Origin of the sequence: Ktedonobacter robiniae, from assembly GCF_016587375.1 — a bacterium.
GTDB classification, from domain to species: domain Bacteria; phylum Chloroflexota; class Ktedonobacteria; order Ktedonobacterales; family Ktedonobacteraceae; genus Ktedonobacter; species Ktedonobacter robiniae.
Window position 1 is genome coordinate 2,077,812 of the sequence record NZ_BNJG01000002.1, and the last position, 15,101, is coordinate 2,092,912.

12 protein-coding genes and 3 pseudogenes are annotated in these 15,101 nt (G+C 52.7%); 10 read left to right on the forward strand and 5 right to left on the reverse strand.

Annotation, left to right across the window (positions count from 1 at the left end; all coding sequences use genetic code 11):
- Positions 1 to 66: 66 nt before the first annotated feature.
- From JMJ04_RS29950 to JMJ04_RS29965, 4 genes and pseudogenes are all read left to right on the forward strand, one after another.
- Positions 67 to 1,191, forward strand: a pseudogene (locus tag JMJ04_RS29950) (ISL3 family transposase); the annotation flags it as partial.
- A gap of 102 nt (positions 1,192 to 1,293) precedes the next feature.
- Positions 1,294 to 1,863: an SMI1/KNR4 family protein gene (locus tag JMJ04_RS29955; protein ID WP_201374036.1), complete on the forward strand. Its 570-nt coding sequence runs from the start codon at positions 1,294 to 1,296 to the stop codon at positions 1,861 to 1,863.
- 654 nt (positions 1,864 to 2,517) lie between these two features.
- A complete protein-coding gene (locus tag JMJ04_RS29960; protein WP_201374037.1) occupies positions 2,518 to 3,198 on the forward strand; it encodes a helix-turn-helix domain-containing protein in 681 nt (226 codons plus the stop codon).
- 284 nt (positions 3,199 to 3,482) lie between these two features.
- On the forward strand, positions 3,483 to 4,046 hold the full coding sequence (locus JMJ04_RS29965) for a dihydrofolate reductase family protein (RefSeq protein WP_201374038.1): 564 nt from the start codon (positions 3,483 to 3,485) through the stop codon (positions 4,044 to 4,046).
- A 278-nt stretch (positions 4,047 to 4,324) separates the two neighbouring features.
- Here JMJ04_RS29965 and JMJ04_RS29970 read toward each other — a convergent pair whose 3' ends face one another.
- The 3 genes from JMJ04_RS29970 to JMJ04_RS29980 form a co-directional block, all read right to left on the reverse strand.
- Positions 4,325 to 5,743, reverse strand: a complete 1,419-nt coding sequence (locus JMJ04_RS29970; RefSeq protein WP_420799517.1) for an ISL3 family transposase — start codon at positions 5,741 to 5,743, stop codon at positions 4,325 to 4,327.
- A complete protein-coding gene (locus JMJ04_RS29975) occupies positions 5,649 to 6,071 on the reverse strand; it encodes a transposase family protein (protein ID WP_201374040.1) in 423 nt (140 codons plus the stop codon). The genes JMJ04_RS29970 and JMJ04_RS29975 overlap by 95 nt, the downstream gene beginning before the upstream one ends.
- A gap of 812 nt (positions 6,072 to 6,883) precedes the next feature.
- The gene (locus JMJ04_RS29980; protein ID WP_201374041.1) at positions 6,884 to 7,666 is read right to left on the reverse strand and encodes an SDR family NAD(P)-dependent oxidoreductase; all 783 of its coding nucleotides are present in this window, start codon (positions 7,664 to 7,666) and stop codon (positions 6,884 to 6,886) included.
- A gap of 171 nt (positions 7,667 to 7,837) precedes the next feature.
- On the opposite strand from JMJ04_RS29980, the gene JMJ04_RS29985 reads away from it, so the two are divergent.
- Positions 7,838 to 9,019 carry a helix-turn-helix transcriptional regulator gene (locus JMJ04_RS29985; protein ID WP_201374042.1) on the forward strand — a complete coding sequence of 394 codons (1,182 nt, stop codon included), beginning with the start codon at positions 7,838 to 7,840 and terminating at the stop codon, positions 9,017 to 9,019.
- 559 nt (positions 9,020 to 9,578) lie between these two features.
- Here the strand turns inward: JMJ04_RS29985 and istA are convergent.
- Positions 9,579 to 10,376, reverse strand: a pseudogene (istA, locus tag JMJ04_RS29990) (IS21 family transposase); the annotation flags it as partial.
- Complete coding sequence (locus JMJ04_RS47085) at positions 10,292 to 10,567, reverse strand: hypothetical protein (RefSeq protein ID WP_236038512.1); 276 nt, start codon at positions 10,565 to 10,567, stop codon at positions 10,292 to 10,294. The pseudogene istA and the gene JMJ04_RS47085, both read right to left, overlap by 85 nt.
- 315 nt (positions 10,568 to 10,882) lie before the next feature.
- Between JMJ04_RS47085 and JMJ04_RS29995 the strand changes: the two genes are divergently transcribed.
- The 5 genes and pseudogenes from JMJ04_RS29995 to JMJ04_RS49015 all read left to right on the forward strand — a co-directional run bounded on the left by JMJ04_RS29995 (position 10,883) and on the right by JMJ04_RS49015 (position 15,043).
- A complete protein-coding gene (locus JMJ04_RS29995) occupies positions 10,883 to 11,365 on the forward strand; it encodes a DUF4253 domain-containing protein (RefSeq protein WP_201374043.1) in 483 nt (160 codons plus the stop codon).
- 67 nt (positions 11,366 to 11,432) lie between these two features.
- Positions 11,433 to 12,097: pseudogene (locus JMJ04_RS30000) on the forward strand (IS6 family transposase).
- A gap of 229 nt (positions 12,098 to 12,326) precedes the next feature.
- The gene (ahr, locus tag JMJ04_RS30005; RefSeq protein ID WP_201374044.1) at positions 12,327 to 13,385 is read left to right on the forward strand and encodes an NADPH-dependent aldehyde reductase Ahr; all 1,059 of its coding nucleotides are present in this window, start codon (positions 12,327 to 12,329) and stop codon (positions 13,383 to 13,385) included.
- A gap of 468 nt (positions 13,386 to 13,853) precedes the next feature.
- On the forward strand, positions 13,854 to 14,507 hold the full coding sequence (locus JMJ04_RS30010) for a hypothetical protein (protein ID WP_201374045.1): 654 nt from the start codon (positions 13,854 to 13,856) through the stop codon (positions 14,505 to 14,507).
- A 20-nt stretch (positions 14,508 to 14,527) separates the two neighbouring features.
- Positions 14,528 to 15,043: a CoA transferase gene (locus JMJ04_RS49015; protein WP_201374046.1), complete on the forward strand. Its 516-nt coding sequence runs from the start codon at positions 14,528 to 14,530 to the stop codon at positions 15,041 to 15,043.
- Positions 15,044 to 15,101: the final 58 nt, after the last annotated feature.

Sequence of the window (15,101 nt, forward strand, 5' to 3'; positions counted from 1 at the left end):
GCGAAAGCAGCCCGCACGGTTCTTAGGGTAAGGGGACGATGGCAACATCGTTCCCTTACCCGACCGTTCAAGCGTGGACGCACATTCGGGACGATCCTGGTAGATATGCGCAGCCATCAAGTGCTTGATGTGTTGCCTGATAGAAAAGTAGAAACCACTGCAGCCTGGATGGCCGCACATCCAGAAATTGAACTGGTGAGTCGGGACCGTGGTGGAGACTATGCTTCTGCGGTAGCGAACGGCGCTCCCCAGGCCAGACAGTGTGCGGACAGGTTTCATCTCTTGAAAAACCTGGGTGAGGCTCTGGAGGGAGTTCTGGCGCGTCATCTCGCCGCTCATCGCAACCGCGTAACCCAGGAGTCAAGAGCCACTCCTCCCGAAACTTCGCACCCCATCCATCCGCCGAAGCTGAAGCCAAAGCAAGCCGAACTGAGCCGGGCGAAGCGAGAAGAGCGCCTGGCGAAATACGAGCAAATTGTAATCTTACGCAAACAGGGCTTCTCGCAGACGGCTATCGCCAAGCGGGTGGGAGTCGCTCATTCTACGGTCTCGCGATGGTTGAGTTGTGGCGCGTTCCCAGAACAACAACCGCGTCCACGCAAGATGGAGCTTGATGCACACTGGTCCTATCTGAGCGCTCGATGGGAGGCTGGCTGTCACAATATTGCTCAGTTGTATCGGGAACTCGTCGCCCGCGGCTACACTCACTCCTATTGGTCAGTCTATGAGCAGCTGGTTCGCTTCCTTCCAGAGGGAAGGAAGAACCAAGAGGCTCCTGATCAGCTTCCACGCCCTCCAGTGATGGCACGGCAGGCAGTTTTCCTTTTTCTTCACTGTCCTGGTAAACTGGAGTCGGATGAACAAGAAACACTTGCCCAGCTTCGGTCTCTACATGCTGAGATGAAACAGGCGTATGAGTTGGTTCAGCAGTTTGCTTCTCTGTTACGCACTCGCACAGGAGAACATCTCGACGCCTGGCTTGAGAAAGTCAGAGCCAGCCAGATCAGCGAGTTGCAGCGTTTTGTGGCCAGCATCGAACGTGATAAAGCGGCAGTTGTCGCAGGGCTGACTCTTTCTCACAGCAACGGTCTCGTTGAAGGAAAAGTGAACAAGCTCAAGCTGATCAAACGAATGGGCTATGGCCGAGCAGCATTTCCTTTGCTGCGCCAACGGGTTCTCCATGCGTTGTAAGAAATCTGTTTTGATGAGAACATGACCACATTGCGCATTCTGAAAAAGAACAGTGGAGGAAAGGCACGCGGTCCTTTGACGCGGCAAAAGAAAGGCAGAAAGATGATGGAATCGATGAGCATCCTGTGGCAGCGGATTGAGCAGGGGTTCGCCATCCACTCACATCACCTCTTGGACCTGCTTCGTCCAGGGGCTTCTGAAGAGGAACTGCTCCAGGCAGAAGAAGCACTCGGCGTTCCCCTTCCGGAGGACTTCAAAACGTTCTACCGCTTGCATAACGGGGGGTGTTTACTTGCTCCTCTCGGATGTAGCGAGCATATAACACTCTCCCTCGACCAGATAATAGGCATTCTGCGCGAGGTAGTGGCACTAGCCAGGCCGGGAACAAAGCACTACGACGGCAATGATGGTACCTGGCCAGTTCAACCTTTTTTGTGGCGCCCTCAGCGAATTCCGTTTCTCTGGGGTGGATATGGAAGTGAATTTTTCTGTCTGGATATGGTGCCTGGCCCAGGAGGTCAGGTTGGGCAGATTGTTTTTGCCCCTCACGCACTTCAAACACCCGATCTCATTGCCCCCAGTTTCCAGGAGTTTATTGCGAAGGCCGTAGGTGATATGGAGGCATACGACTATACGTTTGATCCAGATTACCCGCCAAGCGCTTTGCCCTAGTAACTGGCCAGCTTCCCATCCGTTTCTTTCTCGCTTTGTACCAGTTAGCTCAGCCATCACCAGAAGTGTGCCAGATCCGCTCTTCGCCCAAATTACCAGGTAGCCAGGTCATTAGCGTAAACAATTGGAGTCTCGGGAAAGCTTAGTGGGGAAAAGTGTACGAAAAAATGTTATGACCCCGATTTGGACAGTTTGGAGAGTGGTCAGGCTAGGACCGAAGAAGCGAAACCTGCTCGTCCAAAACGGACAAGCACACGACCAGGAACGCGAAACCGAAGCGCGATAGCCTTGGAGAAGCGGCACCAGCCAACCCACAACAGACGTAATCTCACGGACACAACGTGTTGCCCAAACGATGGGTGATGGCATGATTGTCTCATACGAAAGACTGGTATACACAGCACAAGAGGTAATAAGTATGAATGAATCGTTCAGTTCGCGCAAAATGAAAAAAGTCACATCTCTGACTAACCAGGAAGGAGACCATATCCAATGCAGCACAACGAGCCTCGCCCTATGCCTATCAATATATTTTTCTGTTACGCTCGCGAAGATGAAGTGTGGCTGAACAAACTCAAAGCTCACTTGATATCACCTTGTGGTGAAGCCAATCGTGAACTAGAATAACTGTTTCAAGTAGATGGAGGGATTGGTATGATCATTATCCCTGAAGAACGCTTTGTGGAGTCGCCCTATATCGAGTGGGTCGCCCATGGATATACGGTTGCGGATGGTCTCACAATGCGTCCGGCAGGATATAACTGGCATCTCATCTTTACGCGACACGAAGGTGTCCTGCGAACCTTAGTCGTGGGCGCATTGGAGGCGGCAAGGCCGCTCAGCTATGTGGCAGGGGCAGAGACCTTGTGGATACGATTCAAGGTCGGGACGTTTCTGCCCCATCTGCCTGCAATAGACACCCTCAATCGGGAGATAACCCTGCCAGAAGGCAGCGGGGACAATTTCTGGTTGGAGAGTAAAGTTTGGGAAATCCCAACCTTTGAAAACGCAGAGACCTTCGTGAAACATCTGGTGCGAACAGGCGCGGTGACCTGCGATCCACTCATAGAAGCGGCGCTCCGTGACGAACTGGCTCCCACTTCGGCTCGTACCCTACGATACCGATTCCAACACAGCACTGGGCTAGGACAACATCACATCCGCCAGATACAACGCGCTCAACGTGCGGTGGAACTCCTCCGCCAGGGGAATCCCATTCGAGACACTGCCCATGAACTGGGTTACGCCGATCAATCTCACCTGACCCACTCACTGAAGCGCTTCCTGGGCTATACCCCTGGTGAGATAGTGGCTTCTCACGTCCTGCCAGGATAATTTGCCGTTTTTTTCAAGACGTGAGTACCCACCCTGGCGTAAGATGCAGATGTTGCTGACAACACTCGATTTCAGCAAATGAAAGAGGGAAATGTCTGTGTCGTTGGAATCCAAGGTCTGCGTCATCACACGCGGATATACTCGCGAAGGAGCCAGAGTTTTTCTGGCAGATCGCACTCAATCGAAACGCGATCAGGTGGCGGATGAATGGCTCCGCCCTGCACTGTCGAATGCCAGGGTCACTGTTCGTCTCGTGCATGATTGCACTGCTATGGAGGGAATACATGTCCGATCTTGTGTGTGAACTCATCATCAGTCTCGACGGCTTTGCCCGAGGTCAGCGTTCACCTGCTTATTATGGCTATTTGGGTCCCGATTTTGCCGACTGGATCAAGACCAACACGGCGCTTCCGCATCGGATGCTCATCGGACGTCGGACCTACGAGGCTATGGAGGGAATACCCGCCGAAGTGCGGGACGAAGGATGGCAAAGGATGGCAACAACGCCAGGCTGGCTGTTCTCGCGCTCCCTGGAGGCGACAGACTGGCCGGGGCTGAAAATCGTCCGCGATGACTTGGTGGGCTTTGTGCGCGAACTGAAACGCACAGACGGCCCCGAGTTGCGGACCCTGGGTAGCATGTCGCTGGTCCGGCAACTGCTCGCGTCTGGCCTGGTGGATCGCCTCAAACTCGTCGTCTGCCCCCTGGTTCTGCCGCAAACGGGCATGGAACCGACCTTTGAAGGGCTGCCAGACACCGGCTTCGACTTACTCTCGTCCAGGGTTCTTGATGGGCGCGTCCTGCTTCTAGAGTATCGGCCAACAGGGGCACCGCCATATAACCCTTAAGGAAAACTGCGACTCTTCCAGCCGTCTTGTCCTGTTTGCGACATCTTCCATGGACAAAATGACACCTATCCTGACCTCTCAGTCCGCTTGAGGCGAGAAGCACACGTCGGCAAGCGGATTGCCAAGGGCAACAGCACTTGCGGTCAGGATAGGTGTCTTGGCTCTCATGGAAATAAAAGGAAACAATCAAGGCAAGAAGCCACTTTAAGAGTGTGTGCGGTCACTATATTGGTCAGTGATATGGCCAGGTATTACTTCGAGGTACAATAAGTTGACTCTTACGCAACCTCGCTGATCACAGCGGTGGTATGCTGAGAGTTTACGGTTTTTTCTCCGCTTCTCGGCACGGTTGCGGGATCTTGTTGTCGATGATGCACTTTTCTCGTGGTTTTGTCCACCTTCGGGTTATCTTCGGCACGATGGAGGACGCGAAGTCGGAGCAGGTCAAACTTTGCCCGACCATACATGCTTCGTTTGAGCAACTTGAGTCGTGTGATTTGCCCCTCAGTCTGACCGCTACTCCACGGTAATGTGAGACCAGCAAGGATTGCGTTCTGGTCCTGTCGCACCCCGGCAGCAAATGACTCGAATTCTGGGATGTGGCTCGTTTCTGCCGCTTTTAGCCATGTCTCCAGGTGCTGACCGGTGCGCTCCCGCAGCATCTGGAGAAACGTCTGAACCAACTGATAAGCAGCCTCAATCTCCGGGCTAGCTTGTCTGATCTGGAATAATTCCTCCTGCTCCTCCTGACTGAGATCCACCGATTTCCGCAGAAAAAGCCGGGTGATACGCCCAGCTGATAAACGCTCCAGCGGTCCAGCAGGCACCTGCTCTTTCTCCAGCATGAGTGATCTTTGACGAGGCGCGCGTAAGCGCGCGAGATAGCGATAGAGAGCTTTTTGCGAGCCACGATAGCCTTGGGCACGCAGTTCCCGATACAAAGACGCGCCGTTGTGGTTTCCTTGCTCCCATCGTTTGAGAACCTCGCGTTCATAGCGATCGACCAGGCTGGGTCGTCGTCGCCGACGTTTCGGCTCAGGATAGCTGCCGTGAGCCAGCCAATCTCGAACAGTTCGTTCCCCCATTCCGACGTGCTTGGCAATGTCACTCGTCTTCAGACCCTGCAGATGAAGCGTGCGAACCAGTTCATACCGTTGCTCCCGCTCTGCTTTTCGAGCCAGCCGCGCTTGTTCCTCTCTTCTGGATCGATAGGCCGAGCGCTCTTGGGAAGATTCTCGCAGCGGCTCCTCCTGGTGCCCATTTGCTCGGTTTGCTCGTCTCTGCTCCGCTTGGCACTGGGCCAGGACCGCTGTGAGCGTCTCTGACAGATTCTTGCCAAGATGCCAGCGGTCGGCGACTTGTATGGCCTGAGGTGCCCCTTGAGACGCAGCTGCGGCAAACTCAGCGGAGCGGTCGCGGCTGATCACTTCAATGCTGGGGTGCCTCTTGAACCATGCTGCAACGGTTTCTACTCTGCGATCGGGAAGGATGTCCAGAGGTATCCGCCGTTCGAGATCGCATAGGAGGGTTCCGTAACGCAGTCTGCGCTTCCACGCCCACTCGTCCACTCCAACGACTCGTGGAGGCTCTGGGGCTGGCAAATCACGTTTGGCGCACCAGACGCAAGATTGTATCGCGGCTGGCTTTGAGATGAAGCTGTTTACTGACGCGTGCGCCAGCCTGCCCTCCCAGAGCAAATCCGAGCATCTGCAGTGTTTGCTGCAGCCGGATCGTCCGCTGGGCATGGGGAAGTGCCAAGAAAGGAAACCTCTCCGCAAAGATTTTGCGCTGACACGTCTTTTTTGGGCAAAAGAAGCGACGGACTTCTACCAGCAAATGAACAGCTCGTTCGCTGCTGGGAAGGTCATGTAAATGACGGATGTAACGACTTTGCACCCGTTTGGCCACCATACCGCAACACGGACAAGCGGCTGTTTGGGAAGCAGATCGCAGCGTCACCGTGATCTCATCGGCGACCTGAACCTGCTCTACCATTCCGTCAGAAAGATCTGGGAAAATCACCATGGGAGACACTCGAAGAAGCGAAATGGGTAATGAAGGCAGGGAAGATTGTACCCTTCTATTTTATCACATTTATGATCAGCGAGGTTGCGTAAGAGTCATTTCTTCGCCAGTTTGACGCAAATCATTGCCTAAAATTGGCGATTTGCCCTCGTTTTTCAGCAGGATCAATAGGTTTTCTCTGCTCGCCTAAAATTGGCGAGGTTATGAGTCGATCTGAGATTTGGGCGAAGATATGTCCCAAAGTTAGGTCTGCTCTAATCAGAAGACACGCAAGCCGAAGGGGCGTGTTGGCGAACCATTTCCTCGTCGGGATCAAGTGGGAATGGCGCAACAGGAGGGAGAAGCTACCCATTGTTCCTTCTCAGGACCAATCAAACTGGAGGCAGCTTGTTGGCTGGAATCGACAGTCCAAGAAGTGCAATGCTCAACGTGCGGTTCGGTGAGTAAAGCCAAACTGAAAGAGCAATCAGTGGTCATTGTGCCACATCCCCCGCGCAAGTCGCGGCCAGTACGCAATGTTACGCGCTGGGCAGAACAGGGATCGGAGTGGGTACACTCGTCCAGAAAAAGGAGTAACTGGTGCAATCAAGCACCAGTTGGCTGAGGATCAAGCGATCCCCGATGTCTATGCAGAGAAACCTCGCCATGACCCTATGGACAGAGACCTGTCCTGATCATTAGATCAAAAATCGGGTTTGGGCATCAGCCTATCGGCCTGGAGAGCGGGTTGGGCAATTTGAAAAAGCTGTTTTAATCTAACAGATCCAACAGGTCTCTGTCCAATAAGTCGTGGCGAGGTTTCATACGGATGGCTAAATTACCACGCCTCCCGCAACCTCAATGCGCTGCGCATTGACCCAACGGTTTTCTTCGGAGAGCAGCGAGGCAATCATTGGACCGATGTCGTCGGGAACACCTGCCCGGCCCAGTGCCGTCGCTTCGGCCACCATTTTGTTCACGGCAGGATTGTCGCGGACGATGCCTCCGCTGAAATCGGTAGCAACGGCACCCGGCGCAACAACATTGACGGCAATCCTGCGAGGTGCCAGCTCTGACGCCATATGCCTGGACAGCACCTCAAGAGCTCCCTTCATCGACGCATAGGCGGCGCCTCTGGGCCCGCTTACGCGAGTCCGGGCCGTGGATACGTTGACGATACGTCCCCAGTCGTTGATGAGAGGAAGAAGCTTCTGTGTCAGGAAGAAGACGCCTTTGAAATGGACACTGTAGATGCTGTCCAGTTCTTCCTCGGTAGTCGTCTCCAACGGCATGTTGCGGTGATTGTTTCCAGCGTTGTTGACCAGAAAGTCGAAACGCTCGGCTCTAAGCTGAGCGAGAGCATCTTTCACGCTCTCGACAAAGGTATCGAACGAAGCGATGTTGCCAGCATCCAGTGGCAACGCAAGGGCTTCCGCCCCTGCATCCTTCACCGCAGCAACGACTGCCTCCGCGTCCGCGACATGGCTGTGATAGGTGAAGATTATATTGACGCCGCGTCTTGCAAGGCTCTCAACGGTACTGCGGCCAATGCCGCGGCTACCGCCGGTGACGATCGCGATCTTAGCGTTTGACGTAACTTGGTTTTCTGTTAGCATTTTTTGTACTCCGGATGAGATTGTTTTGGGCCAGTGCATATTACTTGACTTGTTGTAGGCACTTCGCCCGCGTCTCTATGGTATACTGAAGGAGATCCTAGAACAAGATGAGCAATGATCATAGGAATTCCACTCCTCTGGTTCAAACGTTGCTCTTTGGAGACTACCGGGATGAATGAGGTCAACATGGTCAGTCAGCGGCGCCAGCAAGACTATCGTTTACAGGAGCTTGGAGATTTTCTGCGGACGCGCAGGGCAAGGCTGACGCCTGAAGAGGTGGGACTGCCGCGAGGAAGCAGGCGCAAAACGCCCGGGCTCAGACGAGCGGAAGTGGCACAGCTGGTGGGTGTGAGTGTGGATTGGTACACCTGGTTAGAGCAGGGACGTTCTATTACGCCTTCAAAGCAGGTCTTAGAGCATCTGGTGCAAACGTTGCGCCTGGATGCGAATGAAAGAACCCATCTCTTCCTCTTAGCCCAGCAACAACCACCGCCGGCGCTTTTGCGGGAAACCGAGATCGTGAGTCCAGCGTTACAACATTTCCTTGATCAATTTGGCACTCGTCCAGCCTTTGTGTCAGGAAGACGATGGGATATCCTGGCCTGGAACGATGCCGGATGCGCGGTCTTTGGCGATTACCGCCGGATGACCACCCGCGAACGCAATACGATCTGGCGCATCTTCACCGATCCCTCGTCTCGGCAATTCGTCGTTGATTGGGAAGAAGATGCGCGACAGCTCTTAGCACAATTCCGCAGCATGTGTGGTCGTTATCCTGGAGATGCCCAACTGGCCGAATTGATCCATGATCTCATGCTCGCTAGTCCTGAATTTCGGGCCTGGTGGCCCGATCATGAAGTGCGTGGTGGGCAAGAAGGATGGAAAACGCTCAACCATCCGCAGGTGGGGTATCTCGTGTTTGAACGTCTCACCTTTCAGGTCTTTGATACGCCAGATCTCAAAGTCACCGTGTATACCCCGTTGGAGGAAGCCAACACGCCTCGTAAAGTGGAGCAGCTTCTGGAGCAGTGGTATCTGCGCGTTGGGCAGGGGCCTCATCCTCCTCAAGCGGTCCACCATCTTCCACAGACACAGCGACCAGGACAAGACACGGTTGGATGGTGGCTAGCAGCATGCTGTCAAAGAGTGGAAGGGGCATGGGTAGCCAACAGCGACGTCATGATCTCCTATGCACATTGGTGCGAGGCACACGGATACATACCAAAGAAGGCGAAAGGCGTCTCGCAATCTCTTGCAGTTCACGGCTTAGAGATTAGTGTCAATAAAAGAGTTGTCGACGACCATCGCCAGCGAAAAATGGCACGTGGTGTAAGAGGATTGGTCATTCTCTAACGTTTCTTGAAAATGTATGCGGATCATCCTCTTACCGCATACACCTTTAGATTTTTTTTGTATATAGATTGGTTATTCTCTAACGTTTCTTGAAAATGTATGCGGATCATCCTCTCACCGCATACATTCTTTGGGTTTTCTTTGTATGCAGATTTGTTTCATTCCCCTTACGCCATCTGACATGTTGGCACTCTGCTCTTTTCTGATGCTACTTCGTGGCTGGTGACACCTTACGTTGCGCTACCCCAATTTTACAAGATATCGATGATCGAGCGCAGATGGTGTAAATTTTGAAGCTCCGTGGGTTTCCCGCCGATTCACCAAATCGGCGGGAAACCCACGGAGCTTCAAAATTTACATTAGGCTCATGCCCGACCTGAGTGAATGCTAAGCTTATCTCTTAGGAGATCTTTGGGACAAAATGGCTGTCTAAATTTGAGGCTCATCCGCATTTCTCGTGCTGAATGAACTTAAACCGCTCCTCTGGTGCGTTCCCTTGTCGGGGCATCAAGAATCGTCTATACTGACAGCATTGTCGCCGAATCCAATCCAAATCGTATTACCCGGAGTGAAGACCATGACGCATACTGTAGCCGTTGAGTCGAGCACACGCCGTTGCGCAACAATCGTAAGCAAAGGGTGGAAGGCTGCGCTGATGCGGTCGTTCGTGCTCCCACATCTGCCCAATGGTCTCGCCCTGACGACTGACCCAACGTTGATCATCCTTGAGACAAGCTTTGAGCAAATGTAAGTTGAGGTCCTCAAACGAGGCGACATCTGGAATGGGGACCATGAAGTTGCGACGACTAAACTCAACTGATGCCTCGACCCCTCCTTTCTCCCATCCTGCAGCAGGCTGGCAGAAATGGCTCTCGAACAAGTAGTAAGAGCGAAAGGAGACGAACGTCTGGTTCTCCCTGCGCCCTTTTCCTTCTGCCATCAGACCCACGGCTGTCGAGAGATTATCGTAGCTGATGCGCCAGGGTACGCCTCCAAATTGCTCGAAGGCACAGACATGTCCGTAAAAGAAGCTCTCTTGCTTCTGACTGGGAAATGCCATGACAAAGCGCCGCCTGCTGTGAGAGAGCCACATCACAAAGATCTGCATCGTTTGCCTGACCCCAGCGATGATGGCGATGGCCTCCCCCCAATCGGCCTGAGCATCTTTACCGGGTTCAAACTCCAGAGGCAGAAAGAGTGCGGGGGCTCGGTGGTTCTTGTTCCATTGGGTGAAGTGTAATCGCACCCGTGACTCACTGCCCTGGTAGCCCTCTATCTGGAGGATTTCAAAGATCTTGTGCGCTGTGTACTGCTGCTTGCGGGGCAGACGGTCGTTTTCAGCAAGCAACGCGTCGGCTCGCGCCTGGAAGGACCGAAGACGGGCGCTGCTTTCGGTTGGGTGAGCTGGTAGGGCCGGGGCGGGACATTGGCGACCGCCTTGTCAATGGTTTTGCGGGAGTGCCCCTGTTCGCGAGCAATCTGCCTCTTGCTTTTGCGGTCGAGGTAGTAGGCTCGGCGAATGGCTTCTCGTTCTTGCACGGTGATCATCTCCAATTCTCCTATCGCTAAGGTGCTTGTGGTGCTTGCCCTAACGATAGCAGAAAACAACGGGAAGTGGCTCCCTTTTTGCTTGTCAAATGTACCAATGGCCCCCAAATTTGATTGGCAACACTTTGGGACCGGCCCCCAAATCTGATTGTCAAAGAGGGAGATCTTGGCTCCCTTTTATATTAGCCAAAACAGAATTGCGATAATTGGCTATGTCACCATGTTGATGTATCCTCATTAAGCCTCCCTGAGTATCAGCGTGGAGGGAAAGAGCATCCCACCTATCTTCTGAAGGTCCCAGCTGCTCAGGCCCTCGTGCAGTGGGAAATATTACGCAGTCTCGTTTCCGAAACTGGATATTGGCCAGTCATTGGCTGGGACTGTTTTAAACAACCTCCTTGGAAAGAGGATTCCGTTGAAGATATCCTTGAGAAAGGACTGCGCATTGATATCCAGCAATGGCTGGAGCAGGAGGGGATTTTCAGAATAGATGAAGAGAGCATGAGAAGGCATCCTGACGCTCCACCAGCTCCTTTCGATTTTTATCTCCACCATCGTTGGTTTGCCAATACATTACCTTCATTGGTTCCCATTGCTCTCGTTCCAACAGTTCATTTCTGGAAAGCACCGGCCTATCTCCTTGTTCAAAGCAACGAATGGGACCCACCAAATGAGGTCCATGTTGCGATGATGAAATACTGGAATGAGCGATGGGGAGCCGAATTAGTTGCAATGGCTCCAAGTAACGTGGAAATGCGTGTGTTACGACCCCCAATCACATGGGAAGAAGCCTTCTGAATTTCATAATACATCAACACCTGCTCCATCTGCTCCCCTTTACAAAGGTTTTCGCTTTTCACCTGAAATTATCAGTCACGGCATCTGGCTCTCTTTTCGCTTTTCGCTCAGCTTTCGTGATGTGGAAGAGCGGACGACGCGCAATGTGGGATCGTCGTCACCTACGAAACCGTGTGACAATGGCGCCTCACATTTGGGCAAATGTATGCCAACGAGTTGCGTCGTCGTCGTCCTCGTTGTGGCGACAAGTGGCATATGGATGAAATGGTTCTCACCATTCGTGGCAAGAAGCACTCCCTCTGGCGAGCAGTGGATCAGGACGGCAATGTGCTCGATATCCTTGTGCAAAGCCGACGCAACAAAAAAGCGGCGAAACGCTTCTTCGTAAACTGCTGAAAGGACTCCAATACGTCCCTCGTGTCATCATCACTGATACGCTCAGAAGTTATGGTGCGGCGAAACGCGAGATCCTGCCTGGTGTGGAGCATCGTCAGCACAAACGCTTGAACAATCGAGCAGAAAACTCACACCAACCCACCCGACTGCGTGAAAGGAAAATGCGGCGCTTCAAATCAACCCGCACAGGCCCAACGCTTTCTCTCCACCTTTGGCCCCATTGCTGGGCATTTTCAACCGCGACGGCACCATTTGCGTGCTGGAGAATATCGTACCATTTTCCAGGACCGCTTCCAGCAATGGAATGAGGTGGCTGGAGTCAAGCAGGCTGCATAACGATCTATCTCCCCCAATTTCACTGCCTTGCTGTATTTTTCTTCTTTATAGCTCAACAATACACTGCATTCCTACAAGCAAGTTGACAATACCGGCAAGAGATAACCGCTCGTGTTTGTTTATGTGCGTATACAAATTGTAGGAAGACGCCATGAAACTCAGCCAATCAGAACAAGAACAAGAACAAACGCATCTGAATACAAAAAGGACATATCCCAAGGAGAACACGATGTCCAAAATCCATGCGTGGGCTGCTCATGGTCCCGGACAACCCCTTGTCCCCTATGAATACGAGGCCGGAACGCTTGGTCCAGAGGAAGTTGAAATTGCGGTAGAATCCTGTGGACTCTGCCATTCTGATCTTTCCATCCGCAACAATGATTGGGGCATATCAACCTATCCCTGCATTCCTGGTCACGAAGTCATCGGTCGCGTGGTCGCCTTAGGGGAGCATGCCAAAGGGCTGACCATTGGCCAGCATGTTGGACTTGGGTGGTCTGCCCAGAGTTGTTTGCACTGTCACGAGTGTCTTTCAGGCAATCACCATCTCTGCAGCCAGGTTGTCCCTACGATCGTTGGCCACTACGGCGGCTTTGCTGAACGGGTACACGCTCAGTGGACCTGGGCCATTCCATTACCTGATGCATTAGATACAAGCGCAGCAGGTCCTCTCCTGTGCGGTGGTATCACGGTCCTCTCACCTTTCCTCACCCATGATATCAAACCCACTCAGCGCGTTGGGGTCGTCGGCATTGGCGGACTCGGTCATCTGGCCCTGAAGTTTGCAACTGCCTGGGGCTGTGAAGTGACCGCTTTGACCTCTAGTGAGTCTAAATATGAAGAAGCAAGATCCTTTGGTGCTCACCGGGTCCTCTCTAGCCGGAACTCGGAAGAGATTCGTGCCCTGGCTGGTGCTCTCGACCACGTGATCGTCGCAGTGAATGTCCCGCTCGATTGGTCGGCTTTGATCGCCACGCTTGCGCCTCAGGGACAGTTACACATTGTTGGTGCCGTGCTGGAAGCAATTCCAGTTGCAGCCTTCGACCTGATAAATGGTCAGCGGAGCGTTTCAGGATCTCCCACTGGCTCACCGGTCGCTATTGCGGATATGTTGAACTTTGCTGCGCGTCACCACATCGTACCACTAGTTGAGCATTTTAAGATGAGTGATGTGAATGAGGCTTTTGCCCGCCTGGAATCAGGCAAAGCGCATTACCGTATTGTGCTCGACGCGGACTTTGGAAGCACGGGAATTGTGCCCACTGATCGAAGGAAAATCCTGGGTTGAGGTGGAGTGTTAATCCCAACATTATCCTGGCGGGCAGGCTGGGATTGACCCGATTTGGAAGAGTATCTGAAGTGAAGGGGAGAAGGGCGAGTATCTCTTGTCTCGGGGAGGAACCACTAACAGCACAAAAACCTTGATTGTTATCTGCACGGGCACCCGTGCAGATAACAATCAAGGTTTTGCTTTTTTGATTAAAATTTCGATTATCCATCATATTTTTCCTCCGCCTTTAAAGGGGAATCAGGAGGATACACGGACAAAAGCGTCTGAGATGCCTGGCAAGGCTTTCCAAGGACATTTCCCTGGAACATCGCTGGCATAACGTCTCTGATGCGTTGTTGCTGCAATACGTTGCCTTGCTCACATACGCCCAGTGCCAAAACACAAACCCCTATTTTTCATTGTGCTATGGAGTGCACTTGGCTTAAAATCGTACGCAACATGTGGATAGTGGACAAAGGTAAAGGGATGAATAAATTTCAACAGGAAACCGATCCACTGTATAAGGCCATCCTAACAGAAATCCAGCAAGCACTGGGTGGATCGTTTACCGCCATGGATAGGCCAGAGGTATCTGGCGTTGGTACTCTGCCATCTGTCTATGCTGTGACCGACTTGGCAATGGCATCCATTGCATCGGCAGGCATGGCGGTTGCTGAATTTGTTGCTTTGCGTCGTGGCACAAAACCGCTCGTCCAGGTGGATCGACGCCTTACATCCATGTGGTTTTCTCACTCCTTGCGTCCAATAGGCTGGCAGTTGCCACCGGAATGGGATGCGATGGCAGGGAATTATAAGGCGAGTGACAACTGGATACGGTTACATACCAACGCACCACACCATCGTCGTGCTGCCTTTCACGTGCTTGGTTGTTCGGAAGAGAGGGAAGCCGTCACAAAGGCTGTTGCCACTTGGCAGGCAACCGAACTTGAGGAGGCTATCGTTTCTGCAAAAGGGTGTGCGGCTGTGATGAGATCAGTGGAAGATTGGAACATCCATGAACAGGGGCGAGCGGTAGCCACTGAGCCTCTTCTGCACGTTTCTCCTACGAATTTCGGCCAGGTGCCGAATTGGCTTATTTCGGCTAAACGGCCTTTAGACGGCGTAAGGTGCTTGATTTAACCAGAATTCTCGCTGGTCCAGTGGCAACACGTTTTCTGGCTGGGTATGGAGCGCAAGTGTTGCGTCTTGATCCTCTCGAATGGGAGGAGCCAGGAACTGTCCCGGAGGCTGTCTTAGGAAAGCGTTGCGCGCGGCTTGATTTAAAGAGTGCTGATGGAATGGCTACGTTGAAAAAACTGCTGGGTGAGGCTGATATTCTGATTCATGGTTACCGAACGGATGCCTTGGCACGTCTTGGCCTTGGGAGTGAAATGTCTTGGGATAGATGGTTGTCTGATCGAGGTACTGACGAGAGACGCCTGCGGACCTCCTATTGCTTGAACAGGGCTGGAATGGACGACGTTTTTCCTCTCGATGTTATTAGACAGCTGGGCGTTGCTAGGAGGAGTGAGGAGGCTTTTGAGGAGAATGCAGGGGAATGGCTTGAGTATATGTCATTCTCTCATCCTTTGCAAGAGTTTTCCCAGCTCCTTGGCCTACCTCCTGTCAACGTCTGTTCGTTCTTTCTCAACAGAAACAACCATCGCCTCCCTTGAGCGGCTGATTCAACGTTGTTCTCTCCAAAGAAAAAAAAGGACAACACTACTGGCAAAC

Bases quoted from the DNA above. Each gene is read 5' to 3' on its own strand.
- JMJ04_RS30010 (WP_201374045.1), top strand. From the start codon at position 13,854: ATGAATAAATTTCAACAGGAAACCGATCCACTGTATAAGGCCATCCTA.
- JMJ04_RS29955 (WP_201374036.1), top strand. From the start codon at position 1,294: ATGATGGAATCGATGAGCATCCTGTGGCAGCGGATTGAGCAGGGGTTC.
- JMJ04_RS47085 (WP_236038512.1), bottom strand. From the start codon at position 10,567: ATGATCACCGTGCAAGAACGAGAAGCCATTCGCCGAGCCTACTACCTC.
- JMJ04_RS29975 (WP_201374040.1), bottom strand. From the start codon at position 6,071: ATGGTGATTTTCCCAGATCTTTCTGACGGAATGGTAGAGCAGGTTCAG.
- ahr (WP_201374044.1), top strand. From the start codon at position 12,327: ATGTCCAAAATCCATGCGTGGGCTGCTCATGGTCCCGGACAACCCCTT.
- JMJ04_RS29960 (WP_201374037.1), top strand. From the start codon at position 2,518: ATGATCATTATCCCTGAAGAACGCTTTGTGGAGTCGCCCTATATCGAG.
- JMJ04_RS29985 (WP_201374042.1), top strand. From the start codon at position 7,838: ATGAATGAGGTCAACATGGTCAGTCAGCGGCGCCAGCAAGACTATCGT.
- JMJ04_RS29965 (WP_201374038.1), top strand. From the start codon at position 3,483: ATGTCCGATCTTGTGTGTGAACTCATCATCAGTCTCGACGGCTTTGCC.
- JMJ04_RS29980 (WP_201374041.1), bottom strand. From the start codon at position 7,666: ATGCTAACAGAAAACCAAGTTACGTCAAACGCTAAGATCGCGATCGTC.